Source organism: Enterobacter cloacae complex sp. HYC080_NIDB, from assembly GCF_056673325.1.
In genome coordinates this window covers 3668685-3691213 of the sequence record NZ_CP114212.1, presented here as the reverse complement: position 1 = coordinate 3691213, position 22529 = coordinate 3668685, and the positions used below count along the sequence as shown (strand labels likewise).

The following is a 22529-nucleotide window of genomic DNA, read 5'->3' as shown; positions in this document are numbered from 1 at the left end:
TAGGTTATGAAATTTTTAGCCAGATAATGCTTTAAGATTTGTTAAGTATTTTTAAGGGGACGGAGGGAAGGTCTCTGGTAAAATCTCCTCGGCTTTTTGTATGACGAATAAGAACAGGACATGAAATCAGAATCTCCGTCTTTTGAAGAACAACAGTTTACGCGCGCTCAGCACCGGATCAGTATTCGGCGGCTGCTCAATCGCGATAAAACGCCGCTGGCGATCCTGCTGGCTGCAGCCGTGGTGGGGACTCTCGCCGGTCTGGTTGGCGTGGCGTTTGAAAAAGCGGTCAATGCCGTACTCAACTGGCGAGTGGGCACCGTCGCGGGTTTTGCCGATAGCCGGTGGCTGGTCTGGGTCGGGGCATTTGGACTGTCGGCGCTGTTTGCCATGGTGGGGTATTTTCTGGTGCGTAAATTCGCCCAGGAGGCCGGCGGGTCTGGCATCCCGGAAATTGAAGGTGCACTGGAAGAGTTGCGCCCGGTGCGCTGGTGGCGCGTGATCCCGGTTAAATTCATCGGCGGTATGGGGACGCTGGGCGCGGGGATGGTGCTGGGCCGGGAAGGGCCAACGGTACAACTGGGGGGCAACGTCGGACGCATGGTGGGCGATCTGTTCCGGATGCGAAGCGCCGAAGCGCGCCATACGCTGCTCGCCACCGGTGCGGCGGCGGGTCTTTCAGCGGCGTTTAACGCACCGCTGGCGGGCATATTATTCATCATTGAAGAGATGCGCGCGCAGTTCCGCTACAACCTGATCTCCATTAAAGCCGTGTTTACCGGCGTTATTATGTCGAGCATTGTTTTCCGCCTCTTCAATGGCGAAGGGGCGGTAATTGAGGTGGGTAAACTGACCAACGCGCCGGTCAACACCCTGTGGCTTTACCTGATCCTCGGCATGATTTTTGGCGTGGTGGGGCCGCTGTTTAACACCTGCATCTTACGTGCTCAGGATATGTTCCAGCGTATTCATGGCGGCAATACGACGAAATGGGTGCTGATGGGCGGCCTGCTGGGCGGGATGTGCGGCGTGCTCGGCTTTATTGAGCCGAATGCCGCAGGCGGCGGCTTCGGGCTGATCCCCATCGCCGCAGCGGGAAATTTCAGCGTCGGTCTGCTGCTGTTTATGTTTATCTCCCGGGTTATCACAACGGTTCTGTGCTTCTCCTCCGGTGCACCCGGCGGGATTTTCGCCCCGATGCTGGCGCTTGGTACGCTGCTGGGCACCGCGTTTGGTATGGCAGCCAAAGTGGGCTTCCCGGCGTATCATCTTGATGCTGGCACCTTCGCGGTGGCCGGCATGGGGGCACTGCTGGCTGCGTCTCTGCGTGCACCGTTGACCGGTATCGTGCTGGTGCTGGAGATGACAGATAATTACCAGCTCATTTTGCCAATGATCATTACCTGTCTCGGGGCGACACTATTAGCCCAATTCCTGGGCGGGAAACCGCTATACTCCACCATCCTCGCGCGTACCCTGGCAAAGCAAGAGGCGGAGCGGGCCGCCGCGCAGAATACTTGAATGAATTACCAGGGTATTAGATAATGACGAAAAGAATTGGGTGAATTTTACCCAATAGCAGTATTCATGGGAGCATAAGATGAGTGATGACGTAGCTGTGCCGCTGGAATTTACCGAAGCAGCAGCCAACAAAGTGAAAACCCTGATTGCCGACGAAGACAATCCGGATCTGAAACTGCGTGTCTATATTACCGGTGGCGGCTGCAGCGGCTTCCAGTACGGTTTTACTTTTGACGATCAGGTGAACGATGGTGATATGACCATCGAGAAGCAGGGCGTTGCGCTGGTGGTTGACCCGATGAGCCTGCAGTATCTGGTCGGCGGTTCAGTGGATTACACCGAAGGTCTGGAAGGGTCACGCTTTGTGGTGACTAACCCGAACGCAACCAGCACCTGCGGGTGTGGTTCTTCGTTCAGTATTTAAGCCTGAATGCGGATTTGTAGGCCCGGTAAGCGAAGCGCCACCGGGCTTATAAACGACGCCTATCTTGAATTTTCATCCAGCGCAAACGTCGGCAGCTTCAGGTGCCAGCGTATTGCCGCCAGACGAATCACCAGCGTCACGACCATCCCCAGCATCGCAGCATTTTCCAGCGGCACCGCAAAGGTGTAATACGCCGTGGCGTGCACAATCCCGCCAATAATACAGGCAGTAGCATAGATCTCGGTACGCAGGATCATCGGTACTTCACGCGCCAGAATGTCGCGAATAATGCCGCCGCCCACGCCGGTTAATACGCCCATGCAGATCGCGACCATCGGGCCGGTTCCGGCATTGAAGGCTTTATTGACGCCAATACCGACAAACACGGCCAGACCCACGGCATCCAGCACCGGAAGTATCCATTTCGGTAATCTGCGGGGCTGGCGAACCAGCACAATGGTTAACAGACAGGTCACCATGGCTACCACCAGATCGGTCGGATCTTTCACCCAAAACACCGGGCCATTCGCCAGCGCCATATCACGGATAGTCCCGCCGCCAACGGCAGTGACTACGCCAAGCACCAGCACGCCAAACGGATCCATGCGTAGTTTTCCGGCGAGCAGAACGCCGGAGATAGCAAAAACGGCTGTGCCAAGAATATCCAGCCAATAAACGAGCATCGTTAAATCCTCGAAAAGGTCTTCTGTTAGTGACTCTCTGCCAGTGCGGCACAGAGCTGTTTTGCGGCGAGGATAATACGCGGGCTGGCGCGTTCAAACCAGTCACTGTTGAGTGGGATCACCGGAATTTTTAGCCGGCTTTGCCAGAATTGTTTAATTTTAGGAATCTCGCTCGCATTTCCGACCACGACGATGGCCTGCGGCTGGCGCGCCAGAACCTGCTCACGGCTAACCTGCGGCCACGGTACCCGGCTGGCAGCAAAAATATTTTCACCGCCACACACTTCCAGGACCTGGTTCTGAATTGACCCTTTACCTGTGGTAAACAGCGGCTGACTGCCAAACTGCAGGAAGATGCGCTTTTTAACGGACGTATCGTATTGAGCTTTCAGCGCAGCATAGTCATTGAGCATCTGGCTCGCCGCATGCCTGGCTTTTTCAGGCGCAGGGCTATAAGGGGCAAGGGCTCGCAGTGCCTGAGCGACTTGCTCAATACTTACGGCGTCAACCCACATGACCTTGATGCCAAGCGAGGTAAGCTGATTGACCTGCCGTTCGGCGTTACCGCCACGCCAGGCCAGCACGAGATCGGGTCTCAGCGCCACGATGCGCTCAAGGTTCATCCCTTGCCAGGTCGCAACGTGTTCAATGTTGGCCGCCTGGGGGGGGTAATCCGAAAAGCTACTCACGCCAACGGGGGTGATGCCAGCGGCAAAGGCCAGCTCGGTGTTAGCGGGAGAGAGCGTAATTACGCGAGGCGCGGCACAGAGCCACGCTGAAGCAAGCAGAAGCAGGGCGGCGAGCGCCCTGAGGGATGGTTTAGCCACGTGCCAGGTTCTGCACCAGGCGTTCCACCATCACGGTGGACTGTTTTGCCGCAACGGTCAGGAACTCGTCGAAGCTGATGTGAGACTGCTGGTCTGCGACGTCAGAGATGGCGCGAACCACCACGAACGGTACGCTGAAGTTGTGGCAAACGTGCGCAATCGCGGTCGCTTCCATCTCAACGGCAACCGCCTGCGGGAAGTTATGACGGATTTTTGCCAGACCGACGGAGCCATTGATGAACGCATCACCGCTGACAATCAGGCCGCGTACCGCGTTAAGATTGAGCTCAGCAATGCAGGTTTCAGCCGCCGCAATCAGTTTGTCGTCAGCTTTAAACCCTGCCGGGCAGCCCGGGAGTTGACCGTATTCGTAGCCAAACGCGGTGACGTCGGCATCGTGATAACGCGCTTCGTCGGAGACAACGATATCGCCCACTTTCAGCGTCGGCGCCAGGCCGCCAGCCGAACCGGTGTTCACGATCACGTCCGGCTTGCAGCGCTCAAGCAGCAGGGTCGCACCCAGCGCAGCAGCCACTTTACCGATGCCTGATTTCAGCAGAGCCACGTCAACACCGTTAAGCTGACCGGTGTAGATCTCACACCCCCCCAGAGAGAGGGTCTGACGGTTCTCAATTTTGTCACGCAGGAGCGTAACTTCTTCTTCCATTGCACCAATAATGCCGATTTTCATAGATTTACTCGCGATGTGCCTTGTTAAGATGCATAGTCTATCATGCGGTTAAGGGGAAACGCATTCTCACGCGGGGGAGCACATGTCACCAATCGATTTTCGTACCAAAATTAACTGGCACCGACGTTTCCGCTCGCCACAGGGCGAGAAGAGCGAACATGAGATCCTGCGTATCTTCGAAAGCGATCGAGGAAGGATTATTAACTCGCCCGCCATCCGGCGTTTGCAGCAAAAAACGCAGGTGTTTCCGCTGGAGCGTAATGCCGCTGTACGCACGCGCTTAACCCACTCAATGGAAGTGCAGCAGGTCGGGCGGTATATTGCCAAAGAGATTTTAAGCCGTCTCAAAGAGCTACGTTTACTGGAAACCTATGGTCTGGACGAGCTGACGGGGCCCTTCGAGAGCATCGTTGAGATGGCCTGCCTGATGCATGACATCGGCAATCCGCCTTTTGGTCACTTTGGCGAGGCGGCAATTAATGACTGGTTTAAACAACGCCTTCATCCGTCGGATGCGGCAAGCCAGCCGCTCAGCGATGACCGCTGCATCGTGCGGGATTTACGTCTGCGTGAAGGTGAAGAAGGGCTTAACGATCTGCGTCGCAAAGTGCGTCAGGATCTCTGTCACTTCGAGGGCAATGCCCAGGGTATCCGACTGGTACATTCCCTGATGCGCATGAACCTGACCTGGGCGCAGGTCGGCTGTATCCTGAAATATACGCGTCCCGCGTGGTGGACGGGAGAGACGCCCGCATCCCACAGCTATTTAATGAAGAAACCGGGCTACTACCTTTCCGAAGAGGCCTATATTGAACGGCTGCGTAAAGAACTTTCATTGACGCCAAACGGTCGCTTTCCATTAACCTGGATTATGGAAGCCGCGGATGATATTTCCTATTGCGTCGCTGACCTGGAAGACGCCGTTGAGAAAAGAATATTCAGCGTCGAGGAGCTTTACCAGCACCTTTATGCCGCCTGGGGAAACCACGAAAAAGGTTCACTGTTTGCTCAGGTTGTCGAAAATGCCTGGGAAAAGTCGCGCTCAAATACATTAAGCCGCAGCACGGAAGACCAGTTCTTTATGTATTTGCGCGTGAATACATTAAATAAACTGGTGCCCTACGCAGCCTCGCGCTTTATCGATAATCTGCCGCAGATTTTCAGCGGGGAATTCAATCACGCGCTGCTGGAAGATGACAGCAGTTTTAGTCAACTCCTTGAGCTCTATAAACATGTGGCGATGCGGCATGTATTCAGCCATCCGGATGTCGAGCAGCTCGAACTGCAGGGCTACCGGGTAATCAGTGGGTTACTGGAAATTTATTCTCCGTTGCTTCAGCTGTCGGTCGACGAATTCAGTGAGCTGGTGGAAAAAGAACGCGTGCGACGAATTCCTATCGAATCCCGGCTTTATCAAAAACTTTCAACCCGTCATCGGCTGGCCTATGTCGAAGCGATAAGTAAGCTGGATCGTCACGCTACGCAGTGGCCGGTAATGGAATTTTATTATCGCTGCCGTCTTATCCAGGACTATATCAGCGGCATGACGGATTTGTATGCCTGGGATGAATACCGCAAGCTAATGGCCGTGGAATAAACGCTGAGTTTTGTAAAGACGGCCAATAAATTTTTACCTTTTCCATAAACTTATGGCCGGAACTAAGCGGTATAAAATGAATCTGAGTTACACAGCAATTTTGCGTTACCTGTAAATCGAGATTGAGAAACATGAAAAAAACCACATTAGCAATGAGTGCACTGGCTCTGAGTTTAGGTTTAGCGCTGTCTCCTCTGACTGCTACCGCAGCCGAGACCGCGTCATCGGCAGCAACCGCGCAGCAGATGCCAAGCCTGGCACCGATGCTCGAAAAAGTGATGCCATCGGTGGTGAGTATTAACGTTGAGGGGAGTACGACCGTCAATACGCCGCGTATGCCGCGTAACTTCCAGCAGTTCTTTGGTGACAACTCACCGTTCTGCCAGGACGGTTCGCCATTCCAGAGTTCCCCGTTCTGTCAGGGCGGTGGTGCAGGGGATGACAGCCAGGGCGGCGGCCAGCAACAGAAATTCATGGCGCTTGGCTCGGGGGTCATTATCGATGCAGCGAAAGGCTACGTCGTGACCAACAACCACGTGGTTGATAACGCGAACAGCATTAAGGTTCAACTGAGCGATGGCCGTAAGTTCGACGCAAAAGTGGTCGGCAAAGACCCGCGTTCCGATATTGCGCTGATCCAGATTCAGGATCCGAAAAACCTGACGGCGATTAAAATTGCCGACTCTGATGCGCTGCGCGTAGGCGACTACACCGTGGCTATCGGTAACCCGTTCGGTCTGGGCGAAACCGTGACCTCAGGTATCGTCTCTGCGCTGGGCCGTAGCGGCCTGAACGCAGAGAACTATGAAAACTTTATTCAGACGGATGCGGCCATCAACCGCGGTAACTCCGGCGGTGCGCTGGTGAACCTGAACGGCGAGCTGATCGGTATTAACACCGCGATCCTGGCGCCGGACGGCGGCAACATCGGGATCGGTTTTGCTATCCCGAGCAACATGGTGAAAAACCTGACCGCGCAGATGGTGCAGTACGGCCAGGTGAAACGCGGCGAGCTGGGCATTTTGGGCACCGAGCTGAACTCTGAGCTGGCAAAAGCGATGAAAGTGGATGCCCAGCGCGGCGCGTTCGTCAGCCAGGTGATGCCGAACTCCTCTGCTGCGAAAGCAGGGATTAAAGCAGGTGACGTGATCACCTCCCTGAACGGTAAACCGATCAGCAGCTTTGCAGCCCTGCGTGCGGAAGTCGGCTCTATGCCGATTGGCAGCAAAGTGACCCTCGGTCTGCTGCGTGACGGTAAGCCGGTCAACGTGAGCCTGGAGCTGCAGCAGAGCAGCCAGAATCAGGTTGATTCCAGCACCATCTTCAGCGGTATTGAAGGTGCTGAGATGAGCAATAAGGGCGCAGACAAAGGTGTGGTAGTGAATAACGTGAAGGCGAATTCACCTGCTGCCCGTATCGGCCTGAAAAAAGGGGATGTGATCATGGGCGCTAACCAGCAGCCGGTGAAAAACATCGCTGAACTGCGCAAAATTCTCGACAGCAAACCGTCCGTGCTGGCGTTGAATATTCAGCGTGGTGATACCTCTATCTACCTGCTGATGCAGTAATCCTCTTAAGCCCCTGTACGCAGGGGCTTTCTTGTTTCTGTGACTTTTCCCACAACTCCATACTTCTTCCGCTCTCTTTGTGCATTCGCACAATGCAGCCGTCACTGAACTTCCCTATGCTTGAGCTCTGCTCAGAGGAGGGTGACATGGCTGGCTGGCATCTTGATACCAAAATGGCGCAGGATATTGTGGCGCGCACGATGCGCATCATTGATACCAACATCAATGTAATGGATGCCCGTGGGCGCATTATTGGTAGTGGCGATCGTGAGCGTATTGGTGAATTGCACGAAGGCGCGCTTTTGGTGCTCTCTCAGGGGCGTGTGGTTGATATCGACGATGCGGTTGCGAAACACCTGCACGGCGTGCGTCAGGGCATCAATTTACCGCTGCGCCTTGAAGGCGAGATTGTGGGGGTTATCGGCCTGACCGGCGAGCCGGAGTCCCTGCGTAAATATGGCGAGCTGGTCTGTATGACGGCGGAAATGATGCTGGAGCAGTCGCGCCTGATGCATCTGCTCGCCCAGGACAGCCGCCTGCGCGAAGAGCTGGTGATGAACCTTATTCAGGCGGAAGAGCTTACGCCTGCACTCAGCGAATGGGCGCAGCGCCTGGGGATCGACCTCAATCAGCCGCGCGTGGTGGCGGTGATCGAGGTCGATAGCGGTCAGCTTGGCGTAGACAGCGCGATGGCCGAACTGCAGCAGCTGCAAAATGCGCTGACGACCCCGGAACGCGATAACCTGGTGGCGATAGTCTCGCTGACGGAAATGGTGGTGCTCAAACCCGCGCTCAATCCGTTTGGCCGCTGGGATGCCGAAGATCATCGCCGTCGCGTGGAACTGCTGATTTCCCGGATGCAGGAGAACGGTCAGCTGCGTTTTCGCGTTGCGCTCGGCAATTACTTTTCCGGGCCGGGCAGTATTGCCCGCTCCTGGCGCACCGCGCGCACCACCATGATGGTGGGTAAGCAGCGGATGCCGGAGAGCCGCAGTTATTTCTATCAGGACCTGATGCTGCCGGTGCTGCTCGACAGCCTGCGCGGCGGCTGGCAGGCCAACGAGCTGGCGCGGCCCTTAGCGCGCCTGAAAGCGATGGACAACAACGGCCTGCTGCGCCGGACGCTGCAGGCGTGGTTCCGCCATAACGTGCAGCCGCTGGCGACGTCGAAGGCGTTGTTTATTCATCGCAATACGCTGGAGTACCGGCTTAACCGGATTTCGGAGCTAACGGGGCTGGATCTGGGGAATTTTGACGACAGGCTGCTGCTGTATGTGGCGTTGCAGCTGGATGAGCAGAGATGACTGAGTGCGGGCTGGTGCCCTCACCCCATCCCTCTCCCATGGGGAGAGGGCGCAAACATTAAAAACGGCAATCAGGGACTGCCGTTTTGCTTTTATTTCCGAGTTAACTTCTCAAGATCCGCTTCAATCTCGCTGATCTTATTGGTAACAACGCTTTCAAGGTGACGCAGATCGTCAAGGATCTTACGCTTGAGATCGACTTCAGTGCGGTCGCGCTGACAAATCTGATCGAGTTCATCGATCACATAGCGCAGGTTAGGGCTGATTTCCTGAACTTCTTTGTACCCCTGGCCTACGCCGTCCGCGACGACGGTCTTACGCTGGCGTGGATATTTAAACTTCACGCTTTTGGCGAAAAACTCGCCTTTATCCTTGTGAAAATAAATTTTTAAGATGTCGTTGTTGGCTTCCTGGCGGAGGCTGTAACGATCAATTTCATCAGGATTGGTAATGCCCAGACTTTTCAGATTATCGTACATAGCGGTACCCTTATCTCAACATAACCTTTGAATAATTAATGAAAAAATTCCTTTTTGCCACCCTCGGGTTCAAAAAAAGCGGGGTCGATCCTGATTACCTTTCACTGACATTACCGAGCAGGGAAAATAAATGCTCCCACTCGTTTATTGTTGTTTTTAACGACCACGTCAAGCGGAAATCAATGTAATAAGGTAATCATTTCTCTCAACGTTAATGCAGCATCGTGAGAGTCGTGAGAAAAGGCGAGCGAGACGGTATTCAAAGCCGGGGAATTCAGGCAAAGTTATCGCACGAAAGCGTAGGCTGCGGGGATAATGACATGTCAGGACGCATTGATTATCAAATCGAAAAATATAGCTTTGGTGCCGTAGAGGAGAACCAAAGACTCACGCATCAGTGGGCAGAAGTCGCCGCCGAATGCCGCCTGCTTCAGGCGGGGGCGGAGGAGCGTTTACGCATTGCCTTGCTCAACGTGGATTATGTCACCAGCTTCGAACTGCCATTTCGGCTGATACTGACCCGCGCCCCGCAGCTAATCGCCGGGCTGCGCGATGAGTTTCAGCTAAACCAGAAGAACGTCATCTTCAACGGCAAGCGCTTTGGCTGCGTTTACAGCCTGAAGGGCGATCTGGATGCGATCCCCGACGCTTTTCAATACCGCATGACGACCCGCATTCGACGGGTCGATCCCACCGGGCTTACGGCGGAGCCATTCCGGCAGATTGCCAGAGAGGTCAAAGCGCCGCGTGAGCGACTGAAGCTGGCGCTGGAATCGGGTCTGGCTGTGACTGCGCTTGACGGGCTTTTCTGGTTGGGGAGCCAGCGTATGGCGGCGGATATTGCAGGGTTGAGAAGAAAGGGAATGGCAATCGTGACTGCGGAAACGGACGTCTTTGATGATTACACCGGGACGCACAGGCGGGTCCCGGTGTATCAACGGGTCAGCGATTAGTCGATGGTGCGCAGCAGTTCGTTGATACCGACTTTACCGCGGGTTTTCGCATCCACTTTCTTCACGATAACGGCACAGTACAGGCTGTATTTGCCATCTTTCGACGGCAGGTTACCGGAAACGACCACGGAACCCGCCGGAACGCGGCCGTAGTGAACTTCGCCGGTTTCGCGATCGTAAATACGGGTGCTCTGGCCGATGTAAACGCCCATGGAGATCACGGAACCCTCTTCCACGATCACGCCTTCAACCACTTCTGAACGCGCGCCGATAAAGCAGTTGTCTTCGATGATGGTTGGGTTAGCCTGCAGTGGCTCCAGAACACCACCGATGCCCACGCCGCCGGACAGGTGAACGTTTTTACCGATCTGTGCACAGGAACCGACGGTAGCCCAGGTATCCACCATGGTACCTTCGTCAACGTAGGCACCGATGTTCACGTAGGATGGCATCAGCACGGTGTTGCGTGCGATGAACGCGCCCTGACGCACTGCAGCAGGCGGCACCACGCGGAAGCCTTCTTTCTGGAAACGCGCTTCGTCGTAATCCGCGAATTTCATTGGGACTTTATCGAAGTAGCGGCTTTCTGCTCCGTCGATAACCTGGTTATCGTTGATACGGAAAGAGAGCAGCACCGCTTTCTTCAGCCATTGATGAGTAACCCACTGACCGTCGATTTTTTCTGCCACGCGCAGCGCGCCGGAATCCAGCAGGGAAATCACCTGGTTTACCGCTTCACGGGTCACGGTATCCACATTTGCCGGGGTAATCTCGGCGCGACGCTCAAAAGCGGACTCAATAACGTTCTGTAACTGCTGCATTGTTTACTCTTTCCATTTCACTAAAAAACACGTCACCCTTTATCGTTTGGATTGAGGGCTGCTGTCAACAGTTGTTGCACTTCAAGTTGCAGGTCATTATTAAGGGCACGCCGGTCGGCGGTGGCGATTATAAATAAATCTTCTACTCGCTCGCCAATGGTTGTAATTCGGGCGCCATGAAGCGAAATTCCCAGATCGGCAAAAACCTGGCCGACGCGGGCGAGCAGCCCTGGCTGGTCGAGCGCGATCAGCTCCAGGAACGATTTACGGTCGGTGTGGGTCGGCAGGAAATTGACCTCGGTATCGACGGTAAAGTGGCGCAATTTCGCCGGCTGGCGACGCGGCTGCGGTGGCTGCCAGCTGCGCTGAGTGATCGCCTGTTCCAGACCGAAGCGTATCCCTTCATGTCTGTCCGACGAGAGCGGACTGCCGTCCGGCTCAAGCACGATAAAGGTATCCATCGCCATGCCGTCGCGGGTGGTAAAAATCTGCGCGTCGTGAACGCTCAGGTTACGCCTGTCCAGCTCGGCGCAGACCGCAGCAAACAGATAAGGCCGATCCGGGCTCCAGATGAAGATCTCCGTCCCGCCGCGCGTCGCTTGTGGGCTAAGCAGGATCATCGGCTGCGACAGATCGTGCTTCAGCAGATGTCGCGCGTGCCAGGCAAGCTGGTTTGGGCTGTGGCGGACAAAATAGTTGGCACGGCAGCGGGCCCAAATCTGATGCAGTGCTTCTTCATCAATGTTATCCATCCGCAGCAGCGCCAGGGCCTGCAGCTGGTGATGGCGCACGCGCTCGCGCATGTCCGGGGTGTTTTGCATCCCGCGACGCAGCTGTTTTTCGGTAGCGAAATAGAGCTCGCGCAGCAGGCTTTGCTTCCAGCTGTTCCACAGGGTTTCATTGGTGGCACAAATATCCGCGACCGTCAGGCACACCAGATAGCGCAGACGGTTCTCCGTCTGGACCTCTTCGGCGAATTGCTTAATTACCTCTGGATCCTGAATATCACGACGCTGGGCAGTGACTGACATCAGCAGGTGATGGCGTACCAGCCAGGCGACCAGCTGCGTTTCGCGCGAGTTGAGCACATGCAGCTCGGCAAATTTCAGCACGTCCTGCGCACCCAGCACCGAGTGGTCTCCACCGCGGCCTTTGGCGATGTCGTGGAACAGGGCGGCAATCAGGATCAGTTCCGGATGGGTGAGGCGCGGCCACAGTTCGACGCACAGCGGGTGGCGGGATCGCGTCTCTTCTTTCGCAAAGCTTTCTAGCTTGAGCATGACGCGGATCGTGTGCTCATCCACCGTGTAGGCGTGGAAGAGATCGAATTGCATCTGTCCGACGATGTGCGACCACTGCGGCATATAGGCCCACAGCACGCTATGACGGTGCATTGGCAGCAGACCACGGCTGACGGCGCCAGGATGACGGAGCATACTCAAAAACAGCGAGCGCGCTTCCGGGATATAGCACAGCGGCTGCGTCAGATGACGGCGCGCATGGCGCAGATGGCGCAGGGTGGTGGAGTAGATCCCGGTAATTGTGCTGTTGCGCACCATGGTGTAGAACATTCGCAGGATCGCTTCCGGCTCGCGGATAAACAGCGTTTCGTCCCGCAGGTCGATAAGCGTGCCGCGCAGCTGGAATTCGTCATCAATTGGGCGCGGCTTTTCGTCCGCCGTCAGGGCCAGAATGGCCTCGTCGAACAGCTGCAACAGCATCTGGTTCAGCTCGGTCACCCGGCGGGTGACGCGGAAGAAATCCTTCATCATCTGCTCAACCGGTTCGTTACCTTCGCCCTGATAATTCAATCGCTGCGCCACGCTGAGCTGGCGGTCAAACAGCAGGCGGTTATCGTAGCGGGTCACTTCCAGATGCAGGGCAAAACGGATGCGCCACAGCAGATGCAGGCACTCGTTCAGTTCGTTACGTTCGGCCTCGGTTAAAAAGCCAAAGCCGACCATCTCGTCCATTGAGGTGGCGCCAAAGTGGCGGCGGGCCACCCACTGTAGCGTGTGGATGTCGCGCAGGCCGCCGGGGCTGCTTTTAATATCGGGTTCAAGATTGTAACTGGTGCCGTGGTAGCGCTGATGGCGCTGATTTTGCTCCTCGACCTTCGCGGCGAAGAATTTTTCTGACGGCCAAAAGCCGTCGCTGAAGATGTGCTTTTGCAGCTCCAGGAACAGCGCCACGTCACCGATCAGCAGACGGGTTTCAATCAGGTTGGTGGCGACGGTCAGGTCAGATAAGCCCTCCAGCAGGCACTCTTCCAGGGTTCTCACGCTGTGTCCCACTTCCAGCTTAACGTCCCAGAGCAGGGTCAGCAGCTCGCCAATCTTCTGCGCCTGTTCGTCCGGTAGCTTTTTACGGCTTAAGATCAGGAGATCGATATCGGAAAGTGGATGAAGTTCACCGCGGCCATAGCCCCCGACGGCAACCAGCGCGATGTCGCTCACCTGCCCGAAACCGTAGTCGATCCACAGACGTTGCAGGAGCTGGTCGATAAATTCGGTGCGCGCTTCAATAAGTTGCTCGGCTGAGACCCCTGCGTCGAACGCGCTGCCCAGCCAGCGATGGAAAACATCCATATGGGCTTTGATATGCGCGCAGGTCAGCTCGTGCGACGGCCAGACGCCCGGGTTATCGGGCTGGTCGGGAAGGGTGGGAAGTGCTGTGTTAGCATACTGTTCGGGTAAGAGATTACTCATCGTGCGCCACCCATAAGAAAAAGCTATCGCCATTAAAAAAGCCGGCATTTGCCGGCTTCTTATCACTCAATGTTCGTCAGTATCGCCGGGATGGTGTCATCCTTGCGCAACGTCATAATTTCGCAGCCGTTGTCTGTTACCACAATAGTATGCTCGTACTGAGCAGACAAGCTTCTGTCTTTGGTTTTCACCGTCCAGCCATCTTTCATGGTGCGGATGCGGTAGTCACCGGCGTTGACCATCGGCTCGATGGTGAAGGTCATGCCCTTTTGCAGCACCACGCCGCCGTCATCGGCATCATAGTGCAGAACCTGGGGTTCTTCATGGAAAACGCGGCCAATACCGTGACCGCAGTATTCGCGCACGACGGAGAACCCTTCCGCTTCTACAAACTTCTGGATGGCAGCACCAATGGTACGCAGGCGAATACCCGGCTTAACCATTTTCAGCGCCAGGTACAGGCTCTCTTGTGTCACTTTGCACAGACGCTCGCCCAGAATCGTTGGCTTGCCGACAATGAACATCTTAGAGGTGTCACCGTGGTACTCGTCTTTAATGACGGTCACGTCGATGTTGACGATGTCGCCATCTTTCAGCAGTTTTTCGTCGTCCGGGATACCGTGACAAACCACTTCATTAATAGAAATGCAGACGGATTTCGGGAAACCGTGGTAGCCGAGGCAGGCGGAAACCGCGTGCTGCTCGTTCACGATATAGTCGTTACAGATGCGGTCCAGTTCACCGGTGCTGACGCCCGGCTTCACGAACGGTTCGATCATTTCCAGCACTTCCGCGGCCAGACGACCGGCGACGCGCATCTTTTCAATTTCTTCAGGTGTCTTAATAGAGATAGCCATGTAATCTGTCCATCGGTGTCGATTTTTTCGACAATACTAGTCTAAGTGTCGTCAATGGTATCAGTCAGGCACGCTCCGTGCCAAATTGAGAATCATTAACAGCACACTCCGCCAACAACTGTTGGTTTCTGGTCGTGTTTTGTGGTATAAAGCGCGCCGGACTTCCGATCCATCTCAGATACACAGGCTGGACGGGAGCGACAAATCTCACTTTGTGTAACAACACACACGTATCGGCACATATTCCGGGGTGCCCTTCGGGGTCGGTAATATGGGATACGTGGAGGCATAACCCCAACTTTCAATATAGAGGTTTTAAACATGGCAACTGTTTCCATGCGCGACATGCTCAAGGCTGGTGTTCACTTTGGTCACCAGACCCGTTACTGGAACCCGAAAATGAAGCCTTTCATCTTCGGCGCGCGTAACAAAGTTCACATCATCAACCTTGAGAAAACTGTACCAATGTTCAACGAAGCCCTGGCTGAGCTGAACAAGATCTCTTCCCGTAAAGGTAAGATTCTGTTCGTTGGTACTAAGCGCGCTGCAAGCGAAGCTGTGAAAGATGCTGCTAACAGCTGCGACCAGTTCTTCGTGAACCATCGCTGGTTGGGCGGCATGCTGACCAACTGGAAAACTGTTCGTCAGTCCATCAAGCGCCTGAAAGATCTGGAAACCCAGTCTCAGGACGGTACTTTCGACAAGCTGACTAAGAAAGAAGCGCTGATGCGCACTCGTGAACTGGACAAGCTGGAAAACAGCCTGGGCGGTATCAAAGATATGGGCGGCCTGCCAGACGCGCTGTTCGTAATCGATGCAGACCACGAGCACATCGCTATCAAAGAAGCTAACAACCTGGGTATCCCGGTATTCGCTATCGTTGATACCAACTCCGATCCGGACGGTGTTGACTTCGTTATCCCGGGTAACGACGACGCAATCCGTGCTGTTAGCCTGTACCTGAGCGCTGTAGCTGCTACCGTTCGTGAAGGCCGTTCCCAGGATCTGGCTTCTCAGGCGGAAGAAAGCTTCGTAGAAGCTGAATAATAAGGTTTTACCCCTTATTAGTACCGTGTATGAATAGGGGCCCATTACCGGCCCCTTTTTTCAATTTACACTGTTTGGCCCCCGGCCGGGCAGTTCACATCTCCCGAGGATTTAAGAATGGCTGAAATTACCGCATCCCTGGTAAAAGAGCTGCGCGAGCGTACTGGCGCAGGCATGATGGATTGCAAAAAAGCGCTGACTGAAGCGAACGGCGACATCGAGCTGGCAATCGAAAACATGCGTAAATCCGGTGCGATCAAAGCAGCTAAAAAAGCAGGCAACGTTGCTGCTGACGGCGTGATCATCACCAAAATCGACGGCAACTACGGCATCATTCTGGAAGTTAACTGCCAGACTGACTTCGTTGCTAAAGATGGCGGTTTCCAGGCATTTGCGAACAAAGTTCTGGACGCAGCGGTTGCTGGCAAAATCACTGACGTTGAAGTTCTGAAAGCACAGTTCGAAGAAGAACGTGTTGCGCTGGTTGCTAAAATCGGTGAGAACATCAACATCCGTCGCGTTTCTTCTCTGGAAGGCGACGTTCTGGGCTCTTACCAGCACGGTGCACGTATCGGTGTTCTGGTTGCGGCTAAAGGCGCTGACGAAGAGCTGGTTAAACAGCTGGCTATGCACATCGCTGCAAGCAAACCAGAATTCGTTAAGCCAGAAGACGTGTCTGCTGAAGTGGTAGAAAAAGAGTACCAGGTTCAGCTGGACATCGCGATGCAGTCTGGTAAGCCAAAAGAAATCGCAGAGAAAATGGTTGAAGGCCGTATGAAGAAATTCACCGGCGAAGTTTCTCTGACTGGCCAGCCTTTCGTTATGGATCCAAGCAAGTCTGTTGCTCAACTGCTGAAAGAGCACAACGCTGACGTAACTGGCTTCATCCGCTTCGAAGTGGGCGAAGGCATCGAGAAAGTTGAGACTGACTTCGCAGCAGAAGTTGCTGCAATGTCCAAGCAGTCTTAATGATTGAAAAGGAGCCGCCTGAGGGCGGCTTCTTTTTGTCACCCGTCATAGGAAATCAGACAGGCTCCAGTATCGCTGTGCTGATTTGCGGCATATCATGTCGCCAGAATTAACTTCCATCTTAATCGTTGACAGTCTCAGGAAAGAAACATGGCTACCAATGCAAAACCCGTGTACAAACGCATTCTGCTTAAGCTGAGTGGCGAAGCGCTGCAGGGATCGGAAGGCTTCGGTATTGACGCAAGCATCCTTGATCGCATGGCACAGGAAATCAAAGAACTGGTCGAACTGGGTATCCAGGTTGGCGTGGTCATTGGCGGTGGCAACCTTTTCCGTGGTGCTGGTCTGGCGAAAGCGGGGATGAACCGCGTTGTGGGCGACCACATGGGTATGCTGGCAACCGTCATGAATGGCCTGGCGATGCGTGATGCGCTCCACCGCGCCTATGTGAATGCCCGCCTGATGTCCGCGATTCCACTGAATGGCGTATGCGATAATTACAGCTGGGCAGAGGCGATCAGCCTGCTGCGCAACAACCGCGTGGTGATCCTCTCCGCCGGTACGGGTAACCCGTTCTTTACGACCGATTCCGCTGCCTGCCTGCGCGGTATTGAGATCGAAGCCGATGTGGTACTGAAAGCGACCAAAGTAGACGGCGTGTTTACTGCCGACCCGGCAAAAGATCCTTCCGCCACCATGTACGATCAGCTGAGCTACGGCGAAGTGCTGGAAAAAGAGCTGAAAGTGATGGATCTTGCCGCCTTCACGCTGGCTCGCGACCACAAACTGCCGATCCGTGTCTTCAACATGAATAAGCCTGGCGCACTGCGTCGCGTGGTCATGGGCGAAAAAGAAGGCACTTTGATCACGGAATAATTTCCGTCGGCGATAAATACAGGTAAGATTCCGCTTTATTTTGTAGTGGTATCTTACCCGGGCGCGCCTTTGGCGTTGTCATGAATTAAACGCGACTATACTTAGCACACCTGTAGCGCTGTGCTGGCGGATAGTCTGCCTGAGACAAGTTTTCAAGGATTCGTAACGTGATTAACGACATCAGAAAAGATGCTGAAGTACGCATGGAAAAATGCGTAGAAGCGTTCAAAACCCAAATCAGCAAAATCCGTACTGGCCGTGCTTCCCCAAGCCTGCTGGATGGCATCATCGTGGAATACTACGGTACGCCAACCCCTCTGCGTCAGCTGGCGAGCGTGACGGTAGAAGATACCCGTACGCTGAAAATCAACGTGTTCGATCGCTCTATGAGCCCGGCGGTTGAGAAAGCGATCATGGCCTCTGACCTCGGTCTGAACCCAAGCTCTGCCGGTTCTGATATCCGCGTTCCACTGCCTCCACTGACGGAAGAGCGTCGTAAAGATCTGATCAAAGTGGTGCGTGGCGAAGCTGAGCAGGGTCGCGTATCCGTGCGTAACGTTCGCCGCGATGCGAACGATAAAGTGAAAGCACTGCTGAAAGAAAAAGAGATCAGTGAAGATGACGATCGTCGTTCTCAGGACGACATTCAGAAAATGACCGACGCAGCGATCAAGAAAATTGATGCGGCGCTGGCAGATAAAGAAGCGGAACTGATGCAGTTCTGATTTCTGTCGTACACTGATAAACGCCGTTCAGAGGGACTTCGGGTCTTGCTGGCGGCGTTTTGCTTTTATCTGGTCTAACTTTTTTCGGGCATCCCATGAAGCATTTAACTCTCCTTGGCTCAACCGGCTCTATCGGTTGCAGTACTCTCGACGTCGTCCGCCACAATCCTGAACATTATACCGTGACCGCGCTGGTCGCCGGTAAGAACGTGCAGCGCATGGTCGAGCAGTGCCTGGAGTTTATGCCACGTTATGCGGTTATGGATGACGATGAGAGCGCGCGTCAGCTGAAAACTCTGCTGCTTGAGAAGGGCAGTCGAACCGAGGTGCTGAGTGGGTCGCAGGCGGCCTGCGACATGGCGGCGCTGGATGAGGTTGACCAGGTCATGGCGGCCATTGTCGGTGCGGCCGGGTTGCTGCCGACGCTTGCGGCAATAGATGCGGGTAAAGATGTTCTGCTGGCCAACAAAGAGTCGCTGGTGACCTGCGGACGCCTGTTTATGGACGCGGTGAAGCAGCGCGGGGCGCGTCTTTTGCCGGTCGACAGCGAGCACAACGCCATTTTTCAGAGTTTACCGCAACCTTTTCAACAGAACCTGGGGTACGCTGACCTGGAGCAGAATGGCGTCGTGTCGATTCTGCTTACCGGGTCTGGTGGCCCGTTCCGTGAAACGCCACTGTCTGAACTGAGCGCAATGACGCCGGATCAGGCGTGTCGTCATCCGAACTGGTCAATGGGACGTAAAATCTCCGTTGACTCCGCCACCATGATGAATAAAGGTCTGGAATACATTGAAGCTCGCTGGCTGTTTAATGCGTCAGCGAAACAGATGGAAGTTCTGATTCACCCGCAATCGGTCATTCACTCGATGGTGCGCTATCAGGATGGCAGCGTGCTGGCACAGCTGGGCGAGCCGGATATGCGTACGCCCATCGCCCATACAATGGCGTGGCCAAACCGGGTGAAATCGGGCGTGAAGCCGCTTGATTTTTGTAAGCTAAGTTCCCTGACGTTCAGTGAACCCGATTACGATCGCTATCCTTGTCTGAAGCTTGCGATGAACGCCTTCGACCAGGGACAGGCGGCGACGACGGCACTGAATGCAGCCAACGAAATTACCGTTGACGCATTTCTGCATCAGCAAATCCGCTTTACCGATATCGCAACGTTGAATTTATCGGTACTGGAAATAATGGATTTGCGTGAGCCTCAAAGTGTGGAAGAGGTGCTGGCGGTCGATGCTGCTGCACGTGATATTGCGCGTAAACAGGTGAGCCGCCTCGCAAGCTGGTGATAAAGCAAGCACTAGTCGTCGTGCTATTTGTTAGCTTTGGGCTTCAGTGATATAGTCTGCGCCACCTGATCGCAGGAATTTGACTTTATGTGGTCAGGTAAGCCGTGGTTTGACACGGCTTTTTTATGTACAGGCTTAAGTATTCCTGAGTACCGTTAAATCCTTTTCAGGGACAAAAAACGCGTTATGTTGTCTGCGAATCAACCAATAAGCGAAAACTTGCCAGCTCATGGCTGCCGTCATGTAGCAATCATTATGGATGGCAATGGCCGCTGGGCGAAAAGACAAGGGAAGATACGAGCCTTTGGGCATAAAGCAGGGGCGAAATCCGTTCGCCGCGCCGTTTCTTTTGCCGCGAATAACGGCATTGATGCGTTAACGCTCTATGCTTTTAGCAGTGAAAACTGGAATCGACCGCCGCAGGAAGTGACTGCGTTGATGGAACTGTTTGTGTGGGCGCTCGACAGCGAAGTAAAAAGCCTGCACCGCCACAACGTCCGCCTGCGTATCATTGGCGATACCAGTCGTTTTAACTCACGTTTGCAGGAACGGATTCGTAAAGCAGAAGCGCTGACTGAAAATAATACCGGTCTGACGCTCAATATCGCGGCGAATTACGGCGGACGCTGGGATATTATCCAGGGCGTTCGGCATCTGGCCGAACAGGTTCAGGAAGGGCTGTTGAGACCCGACCAGATTGATGAAGAGGCGCTGAGCAAGCAAATCTGCATGAATGAGCTGGCACCTGTGGATTTGGTAATTAGGACAGGGGGGGAACATCGCATAAGTAACTTTTTGATATGGCAAATTGCCTATGCCGAACTTTACTTTACAGATGTTCTTTGGCCCGATTTTGATGAACAAGACTTTGAAGGTGCGCTGCATGCCTTTGCCAATCGAGAGCGTCGTTTCGGCGGCACCGAGCCAGGTGGCGACAACGCCTGATGGGGGTAGCTTTTGCTGAAGTATCGCCTGATTTCCGCTTTTGTATTAATACCCATTGTCATTGCGGCGCTGTTTTTACTGCCCCCGGTGGGATTCGCTATTGTCACGCTGGTGGTCTGCATGCTCGCGGCGTGGGAATGGGGACAGTTTAGCGGCTTTACCTCGCGCAATCAGCGAGTATGGCTTGCGGTACTCTGTGGCTTTATTCTGGCCATAATGCTGTTTACGTTGCCTGAATATCACCACGATATTCATCAGCCGCTGGTTGCCGGTTCCTTGTGGATATCGCTGGCCTGGTGGGTGGCGGCATTGCTGCTGGTTCTTTTTTATCCAAGCTCTGCGGCGTTATGGCGTAATTCAAAAGTGTTGCGACTCATTTTTGGTCTGCTCACCATTGTGCCTTTTTTCTGGGGGATGGTCGCGCTACGCGCCTGGCACTATGACGAAAACCACTACAGCGGTGCGATCTGGCTGCTTTATGTGATGATTCTCGTCTGGGGGGCTGACTCCGGGGCCTATATGTTTGGTAAACTGTTCGGCAAACATAAACTGGCGCCGAAGGTGTCTCCAGGGAAAACCTGGCAAGGATTCATCGGCGGCTTGTTTACGGCTGCAGTTATCTCCTGGGGCTATGGCGTCTGGGCGGATCTGGCAGTGGCTCCGTCAATACTGCTGGTATGCTCTATTTTTGCAGCGCTTGCCTCAGTGCTCGGTGATTTAACCGAAAGTATGTTTAAGCGTGAAGCAGGGATTAAGGACAGCGGACATCTGATTCCAGGGCATGGCGGTATACTGGATCGCATTGACAGCCTGACAGCGGCTGTTCCAGTGTTTGCTTGCCTGCTTTTACTGGTATTCGGGACGATTTAACGGAAGGTTTTATGCTGAGCATTCTCTGGAATCTGGCGGCGTTCATTGTTGCACTGGGTGTGCTGATTACCGTGCATGAATTTGGCCATTTCTGGGTTGCTCGCCGTTGTGGTGTGCGGGTAGAGCGATTCTCCATCGGTTTTGGCAAATCACTCTGGACGCGCACCGACCGTCACGGCACGGAATTTGTCATTGCACTTATCCCGCTTGGCGGCTACGTCAAAATGCTCGACGAACGCGTCGAGCCTGTCGCACCCGAGCTGCGACACAGTGCGTTTAACAACAAAACCGTTGGACAACGCGCTGCCATCATTGCTGCCGGACCGGTAGCCAACTTCATCTTTGCAATTTTCGCTTACTGGCTGGTGTTTATTATCGGCGTCCCTGGTGTGCGTCCGGTGGTGGGGGAAATTGCGCCCAACTCTATCGCGGCGAATGCGCAAATTACGTCCGGGATGGAACTTAAAGCGATTGATGGCATCGAAACCCCTGATTGGGATGCCGTGCGACTGCAACTGGTAGCCAAAATTGGCGATGCGCAGACAACCCTCAGCGTATCGCCGTTTGGGTCAGACGCGCGTCAGGACAAAGTACTGGATTTACGCCACTGGCGTTTCGAGCCCGATAAAGAAGATCCCGTCGCAGCGCTGGGTATTCGTCCCCGCGGTGCGCAGATTGAGCCGGTATTAGCTGAAGTCCAGCCAAATTCGGCGGCGAGCAAAGCGGGTTTGCAAGCGGGCGACAGGATCGTTAAAGTCGATGGTCAACCATTAACAGAGTGGATGACCTTTGTTACTCTGGTGCGCGATAATCCGGGGACGTCCCTCGCGCTGGAAGTTGAAAGGCAAGGCAGTCCGCTTTCGCTGACGCTGATCCCGGATACGAAGTCGGTCGGCAAAAAGGCAGAAGGGTTCGCAGGCGTTGTGCCAAGAGTGATCCCGCTGCCAGATGAGTACAAGACAATACGCCAGTATGGGCCGTTCAGCGCCATCCTTGAAGCCACGGATAAAACATGGCAACTGATGAAGCTGACGGTCAACATGTTGGGGAAATTGATAACCGGTGATGTGAAACTGAACAACCTCAGTGGGCCAATCTCGATTGCTCAGGGGGCTGGGATGTCAGCGGAATTCGGGGTGATTTACTATCTCATGTTCCTCGCGCTCATTAGCGTGAACCTTGGGATAATCAACCTGTTCCCGCTTCCCGTGTTAGACGGGGGTCATCTGCTGTTTTTAGCGATTGAAAAGCTAAAAGGCGGACCGGTATCCGAGCGAGTTCAAGACTTTAGTTACCGCATCGGCTCGATTTTGCTGGTGCTGTTAATGGGGCTTGCACTTTTCAATGATTTCTCTCGGTTGTAAGAGAG

The 22529-nt window shown here is 54.4% G+C and carries 21 protein-coding genes; 14 read left to right on the top strand and 7 right to left on the bottom strand.

Features of this window, described 5'->3' with window-relative positions:
* Positions 1-120 precede the first annotated feature (120 nt).
* Together clcA and erpA are read left to right on the top strand one after the other, a co-directional pair.
* Positions 121-1521 carry a H(+)/Cl(-) exchange transporter ClcA gene (gene clcA, locus O1723_RS17630; protein ID WP_014882617.1) on the top strand — a complete coding sequence of 467 codons (1401 nt, stop codon included), beginning with the start codon at positions 121-123 and terminating at the stop codon, positions 1519-1521.
* A gap of 79 nt (positions 1522-1600) precedes the next feature.
* Entirely contained in the window at positions 1601-1945 is a 345-nt protein-coding gene (erpA, locus tag O1723_RS17625; protein ID WP_008501923.1) for an iron-sulfur cluster insertion protein ErpA, read from the top strand.
* A gap of 59 nt (positions 1946-2004) precedes the next feature.
* Here erpA and O1723_RS17620 read toward each other — a convergent pair whose 3' ends face one another.
* The 3 genes from O1723_RS17620 to mtnN are packed head-to-tail and all read right to left on the bottom strand — an operon-like array spanning position 2005 to position 4146.
* Entirely contained in the window at positions 2005-2628 is a 624-nt protein-coding gene (locus tag O1723_RS17620) for a TRIC cation channel family protein (RefSeq protein ID WP_014882618.1), read from the bottom strand.
* Between the two features lie 26 nt (positions 2629-2654).
* Positions 2655-3455, bottom strand: a complete 801-nt coding sequence (gene btuF, locus O1723_RS17615) for a vitamin B12 ABC transporter substrate-binding protein BtuF (RefSeq protein WP_014882619.1) — start codon at positions 3453-3455, stop codon at positions 2655-2657.
* Positions 3448-4146: a 5'-methylthioadenosine/S-adenosylhomocysteine nucleosidase gene (gene mtnN / locus O1723_RS17610; RefSeq protein WP_014882620.1), complete on the bottom strand. Its 699-nt coding sequence runs from the start codon at positions 4144-4146 to the stop codon at positions 3448-3450. The genes btuF and mtnN overlap by 8 nt, the downstream gene beginning before the upstream one ends.
* An 82-nt stretch (positions 4147-4228) precedes the next feature.
* Here mtnN and dgt point away from each other — a divergent pair, with 82 nt between their 5' ends.
* From dgt to cdaR, 3 genes are all read left to right on the top strand, one after another.
* The gene (dgt, locus tag O1723_RS17605) at positions 4229-5743 is read left to right on the top strand and encodes a dGTPase (RefSeq protein WP_014882621.1); all 1515 of its coding nucleotides are present in this window, start codon (positions 4229-4231) and stop codon (positions 5741-5743) included.
* Between the two features lie 131 nt (positions 5744-5874).
* The gene (gene degP / locus O1723_RS17600) at positions 5875-7311 is read left to right on the top strand and encodes a serine endoprotease DegP (RefSeq protein ID WP_014882622.1); all 1437 of its coding nucleotides are present in this window, start codon (positions 5875-5877) and stop codon (positions 7309-7311) included.
* 146 nt (positions 7312-7457) lie between these two features.
* Positions 7458-8615 (top strand): DNA-binding transcriptional regulator CdaR, encoded by a 1158-nt coding sequence (gene cdaR, locus O1723_RS17595; protein WP_014882623.1) that lies wholly within the window; start codon positions 7458-7460, stop codon positions 8613-8615.
* Positions 8616-8707: 92 nt separating this feature from the next.
* Here cdaR and O1723_RS17590 read toward each other — a convergent pair whose 3' ends face one another.
* Positions 8708-9094, bottom strand: coding sequence for a DUF3461 family protein (locus O1723_RS17590; RefSeq protein WP_014168696.1), 387 nt, complete (start codon positions 9092-9094; stop codon positions 8708-8710).
* Positions 9095-9414: 320 nt separating this feature from the next.
* Here O1723_RS17590 and O1723_RS17585 point away from each other — a divergent pair, with 320 nt between their 5' ends.
* A complete protein-coding gene (locus O1723_RS17585) occupies positions 9415-10047 on the top strand; it encodes an ECs1377 family protein (protein WP_014882624.1) in 633 nt (210 codons plus the stop codon).
* Here the strand turns inward: O1723_RS17585 and dapD are convergent.
* The 3 genes from dapD to map all read right to left on the bottom strand — a co-directional run bounded on the left by dapD (position 10044) and on the right by map (position 14433).
* Positions 10044-10868 carry a 2,3,4,5-tetrahydropyridine-2,6-dicarboxylate N-succinyltransferase gene (dapD, locus tag O1723_RS17580; RefSeq protein WP_008501915.1) on the bottom strand — a complete coding sequence of 275 codons (825 nt, stop codon included), beginning with the start codon at positions 10866-10868 and terminating at the stop codon, positions 10044-10046. The two genes, O1723_RS17585 and dapD, sit on opposite strands and share 4 nt — an antisense overlap.
* A gap of 32 nt (positions 10869-10900) precedes the next feature.
* Complete coding sequence (glnD, locus tag O1723_RS17575; RefSeq protein WP_248191253.1) at positions 10901-13576, bottom strand: bifunctional uridylyltransferase/uridylyl-removing protein GlnD; 2676 nt, start codon at positions 13574-13576, stop codon at positions 10901-10903.
* 62 nt (positions 13577-13638) lie between these two features.
* A complete protein-coding gene (gene map, locus O1723_RS17570; protein WP_014882626.1) occupies positions 13639-14433 on the bottom strand; it encodes a type I methionyl aminopeptidase in 795 nt (264 codons plus the stop codon).
* Positions 14434-14754: 321 nt separating this feature from the next.
* Here map and rpsB point away from each other — a divergent pair, with 321 nt between their 5' ends.
* From rpsB to rseP, 8 genes are all read left to right on the top strand, one after another.
* Positions 14755-15480, top strand: a complete 726-nt coding sequence (gene rpsB, locus O1723_RS17565) for a 30S ribosomal protein S2 (RefSeq protein ID WP_003856207.1) — start codon at positions 14755-14757, stop codon at positions 15478-15480.
* Between the two features lie 117 nt (positions 15481-15597).
* Complete coding sequence (gene tsf / locus O1723_RS17560; RefSeq protein ID WP_014882627.1) at positions 15598-16449, top strand: translation elongation factor Ts; 852 nt, start codon at positions 15598-15600, stop codon at positions 16447-16449.
* A 150-nt stretch (positions 16450-16599) separates the two neighbouring features.
* A complete protein-coding gene (gene pyrH, locus O1723_RS17555; protein WP_023332129.1) occupies positions 16600-17325 on the top strand; it encodes a UMP kinase in 726 nt (241 codons plus the stop codon).
* Positions 17326-17492: 167 nt separating this feature from the next.
* On the top strand, positions 17493-18050 hold the full coding sequence (frr, locus tag O1723_RS17550; RefSeq protein ID WP_014882629.1) for a ribosome recycling factor: 558 nt from the start codon (positions 17493-17495) through the stop codon (positions 18048-18050).
* A 95-nt stretch (positions 18051-18145) separates the two neighbouring features.
* Complete coding sequence (ispC, locus tag O1723_RS17545) at positions 18146-19345, top strand: 1-deoxy-D-xylulose-5-phosphate reductoisomerase (RefSeq protein WP_023332130.1); 1200 nt, start codon at positions 18146-18148, stop codon at positions 19343-19345.
* A 186-nt stretch (positions 19346-19531) separates the two neighbouring features.
* A complete protein-coding gene (ispU, locus tag O1723_RS17540) occupies positions 19532-20290 on the top strand; it encodes a (2E,6E)-farnesyl-diphosphate-specific ditrans,polycis-undecaprenyl-diphosphate synthase (RefSeq protein WP_014882631.1) in 759 nt (252 codons plus the stop codon).
* Between the two features lie 12 nt (positions 20291-20302).
* The gene (gene cdsA / locus O1723_RS17535; protein WP_248191255.1) at positions 20303-21160 is read left to right on the top strand and encodes a phosphatidate cytidylyltransferase; all 858 of its coding nucleotides are present in this window, start codon (positions 20303-20305) and stop codon (positions 21158-21160) included.
* 11 nt (positions 21161-21171) lie between these two features.
* Entirely contained in the window at positions 21172-22524 is a 1353-nt protein-coding gene (gene rseP, locus O1723_RS17530; protein WP_023336773.1) for a sigma E protease regulator RseP, read from the top strand.
* Positions 22525-22529: the final 5 nt, after the last annotated feature.

Bases quoted from the DNA above. Each gene is read 5' to 3' on its own strand.
- O1723_RS17585 (WP_014882624.1), top strand. From the start codon at position 9,415: ATGTCAGGACGCATTGATTATCAAATCGAAAAATATAGCTTTGGTGCC.
- clcA (WP_014882617.1), top strand. From the start codon at position 121: ATGAAATCAGAATCTCCGTCTTTTGAAGAACAACAGTTTACGCGCGCT.
- pyrH (WP_023332129.1), top strand. From the start codon at position 16,600: ATGGCTACCAATGCAAAACCCGTGTACAAACGCATTCTGCTTAAGCTG.
- map (WP_014882626.1), bottom strand. From the start codon at position 14,433: ATGGCTATCTCTATTAAGACACCTGAAGAAATTGAAAAGATGCGCGTC.
- erpA (WP_008501923.1), top strand. From the start codon at position 1,601: ATGAGTGATGACGTAGCTGTGCCGCTGGAATTTACCGAAGCAGCAGCC.
- degP (WP_014882622.1), top strand. From the start codon at position 5,875: ATGAAAAAAACCACATTAGCAATGAGTGCACTGGCTCTGAGTTTAGGT.
- dapD (WP_008501915.1), bottom strand. From the start codon at position 10,868: ATGCAGCAGTTACAGAACGTTATTGAGTCCGCTTTTGAGCGTCGCGCC.
- ispC (WP_023332130.1), top strand. From the start codon at position 18,146: ATGAAGCATTTAACTCTCCTTGGCTCAACCGGCTCTATCGGTTGCAGT.
- dgt (WP_014882621.1), top strand. From the start codon at position 4,229: ATGTCACCAATCGATTTTCGTACCAAAATTAACTGGCACCGACGTTTC.
- mtnN (WP_014882620.1), bottom strand. From the start codon at position 4,146: ATGAAAATCGGCATTATTGGTGCAATGGAAGAAGAAGTTACGCTCCTG.
- ispU (WP_014882631.1), top strand. From the start codon at position 19,532: ATGTTGTCTGCGAATCAACCAATAAGCGAAAACTTGCCAGCTCATGGC.
- cdaR (WP_014882623.1), top strand. From the start codon at position 7,458: ATGGCTGGCTGGCATCTTGATACCAAAATGGCGCAGGATATTGTGGCG.
- O1723_RS17590 (WP_014168696.1), bottom strand. From the start codon at position 9,094: ATGTACGATAATCTGAAAAGTCTGGGCATTACCAATCCTGATGAAATT.
- rseP (WP_023336773.1), top strand. From the start codon at position 21,172: ATGCTGAGCATTCTCTGGAATCTGGCGGCGTTCATTGTTGCACTGGGT.
- rpsB (WP_003856207.1), top strand. From the start codon at position 14,755: ATGGCAACTGTTTCCATGCGCGACATGCTCAAGGCTGGTGTTCACTTT.
- glnD (WP_248191253.1), bottom strand. From the start codon at position 13,576: ATGAGTAATCTCTTACCCGAACAGTATGCTAACACAGCACTTCCCACC.
- O1723_RS17620 (WP_014882618.1), bottom strand. From the start codon at position 2,628: ATGCTCGTTTATTGGCTGGATATTCTTGGCACAGCCGTTTTTGCTATC.
- tsf (WP_014882627.1), top strand. From the start codon at position 15,598: ATGGCTGAAATTACCGCATCCCTGGTAAAAGAGCTGCGCGAGCGTACT.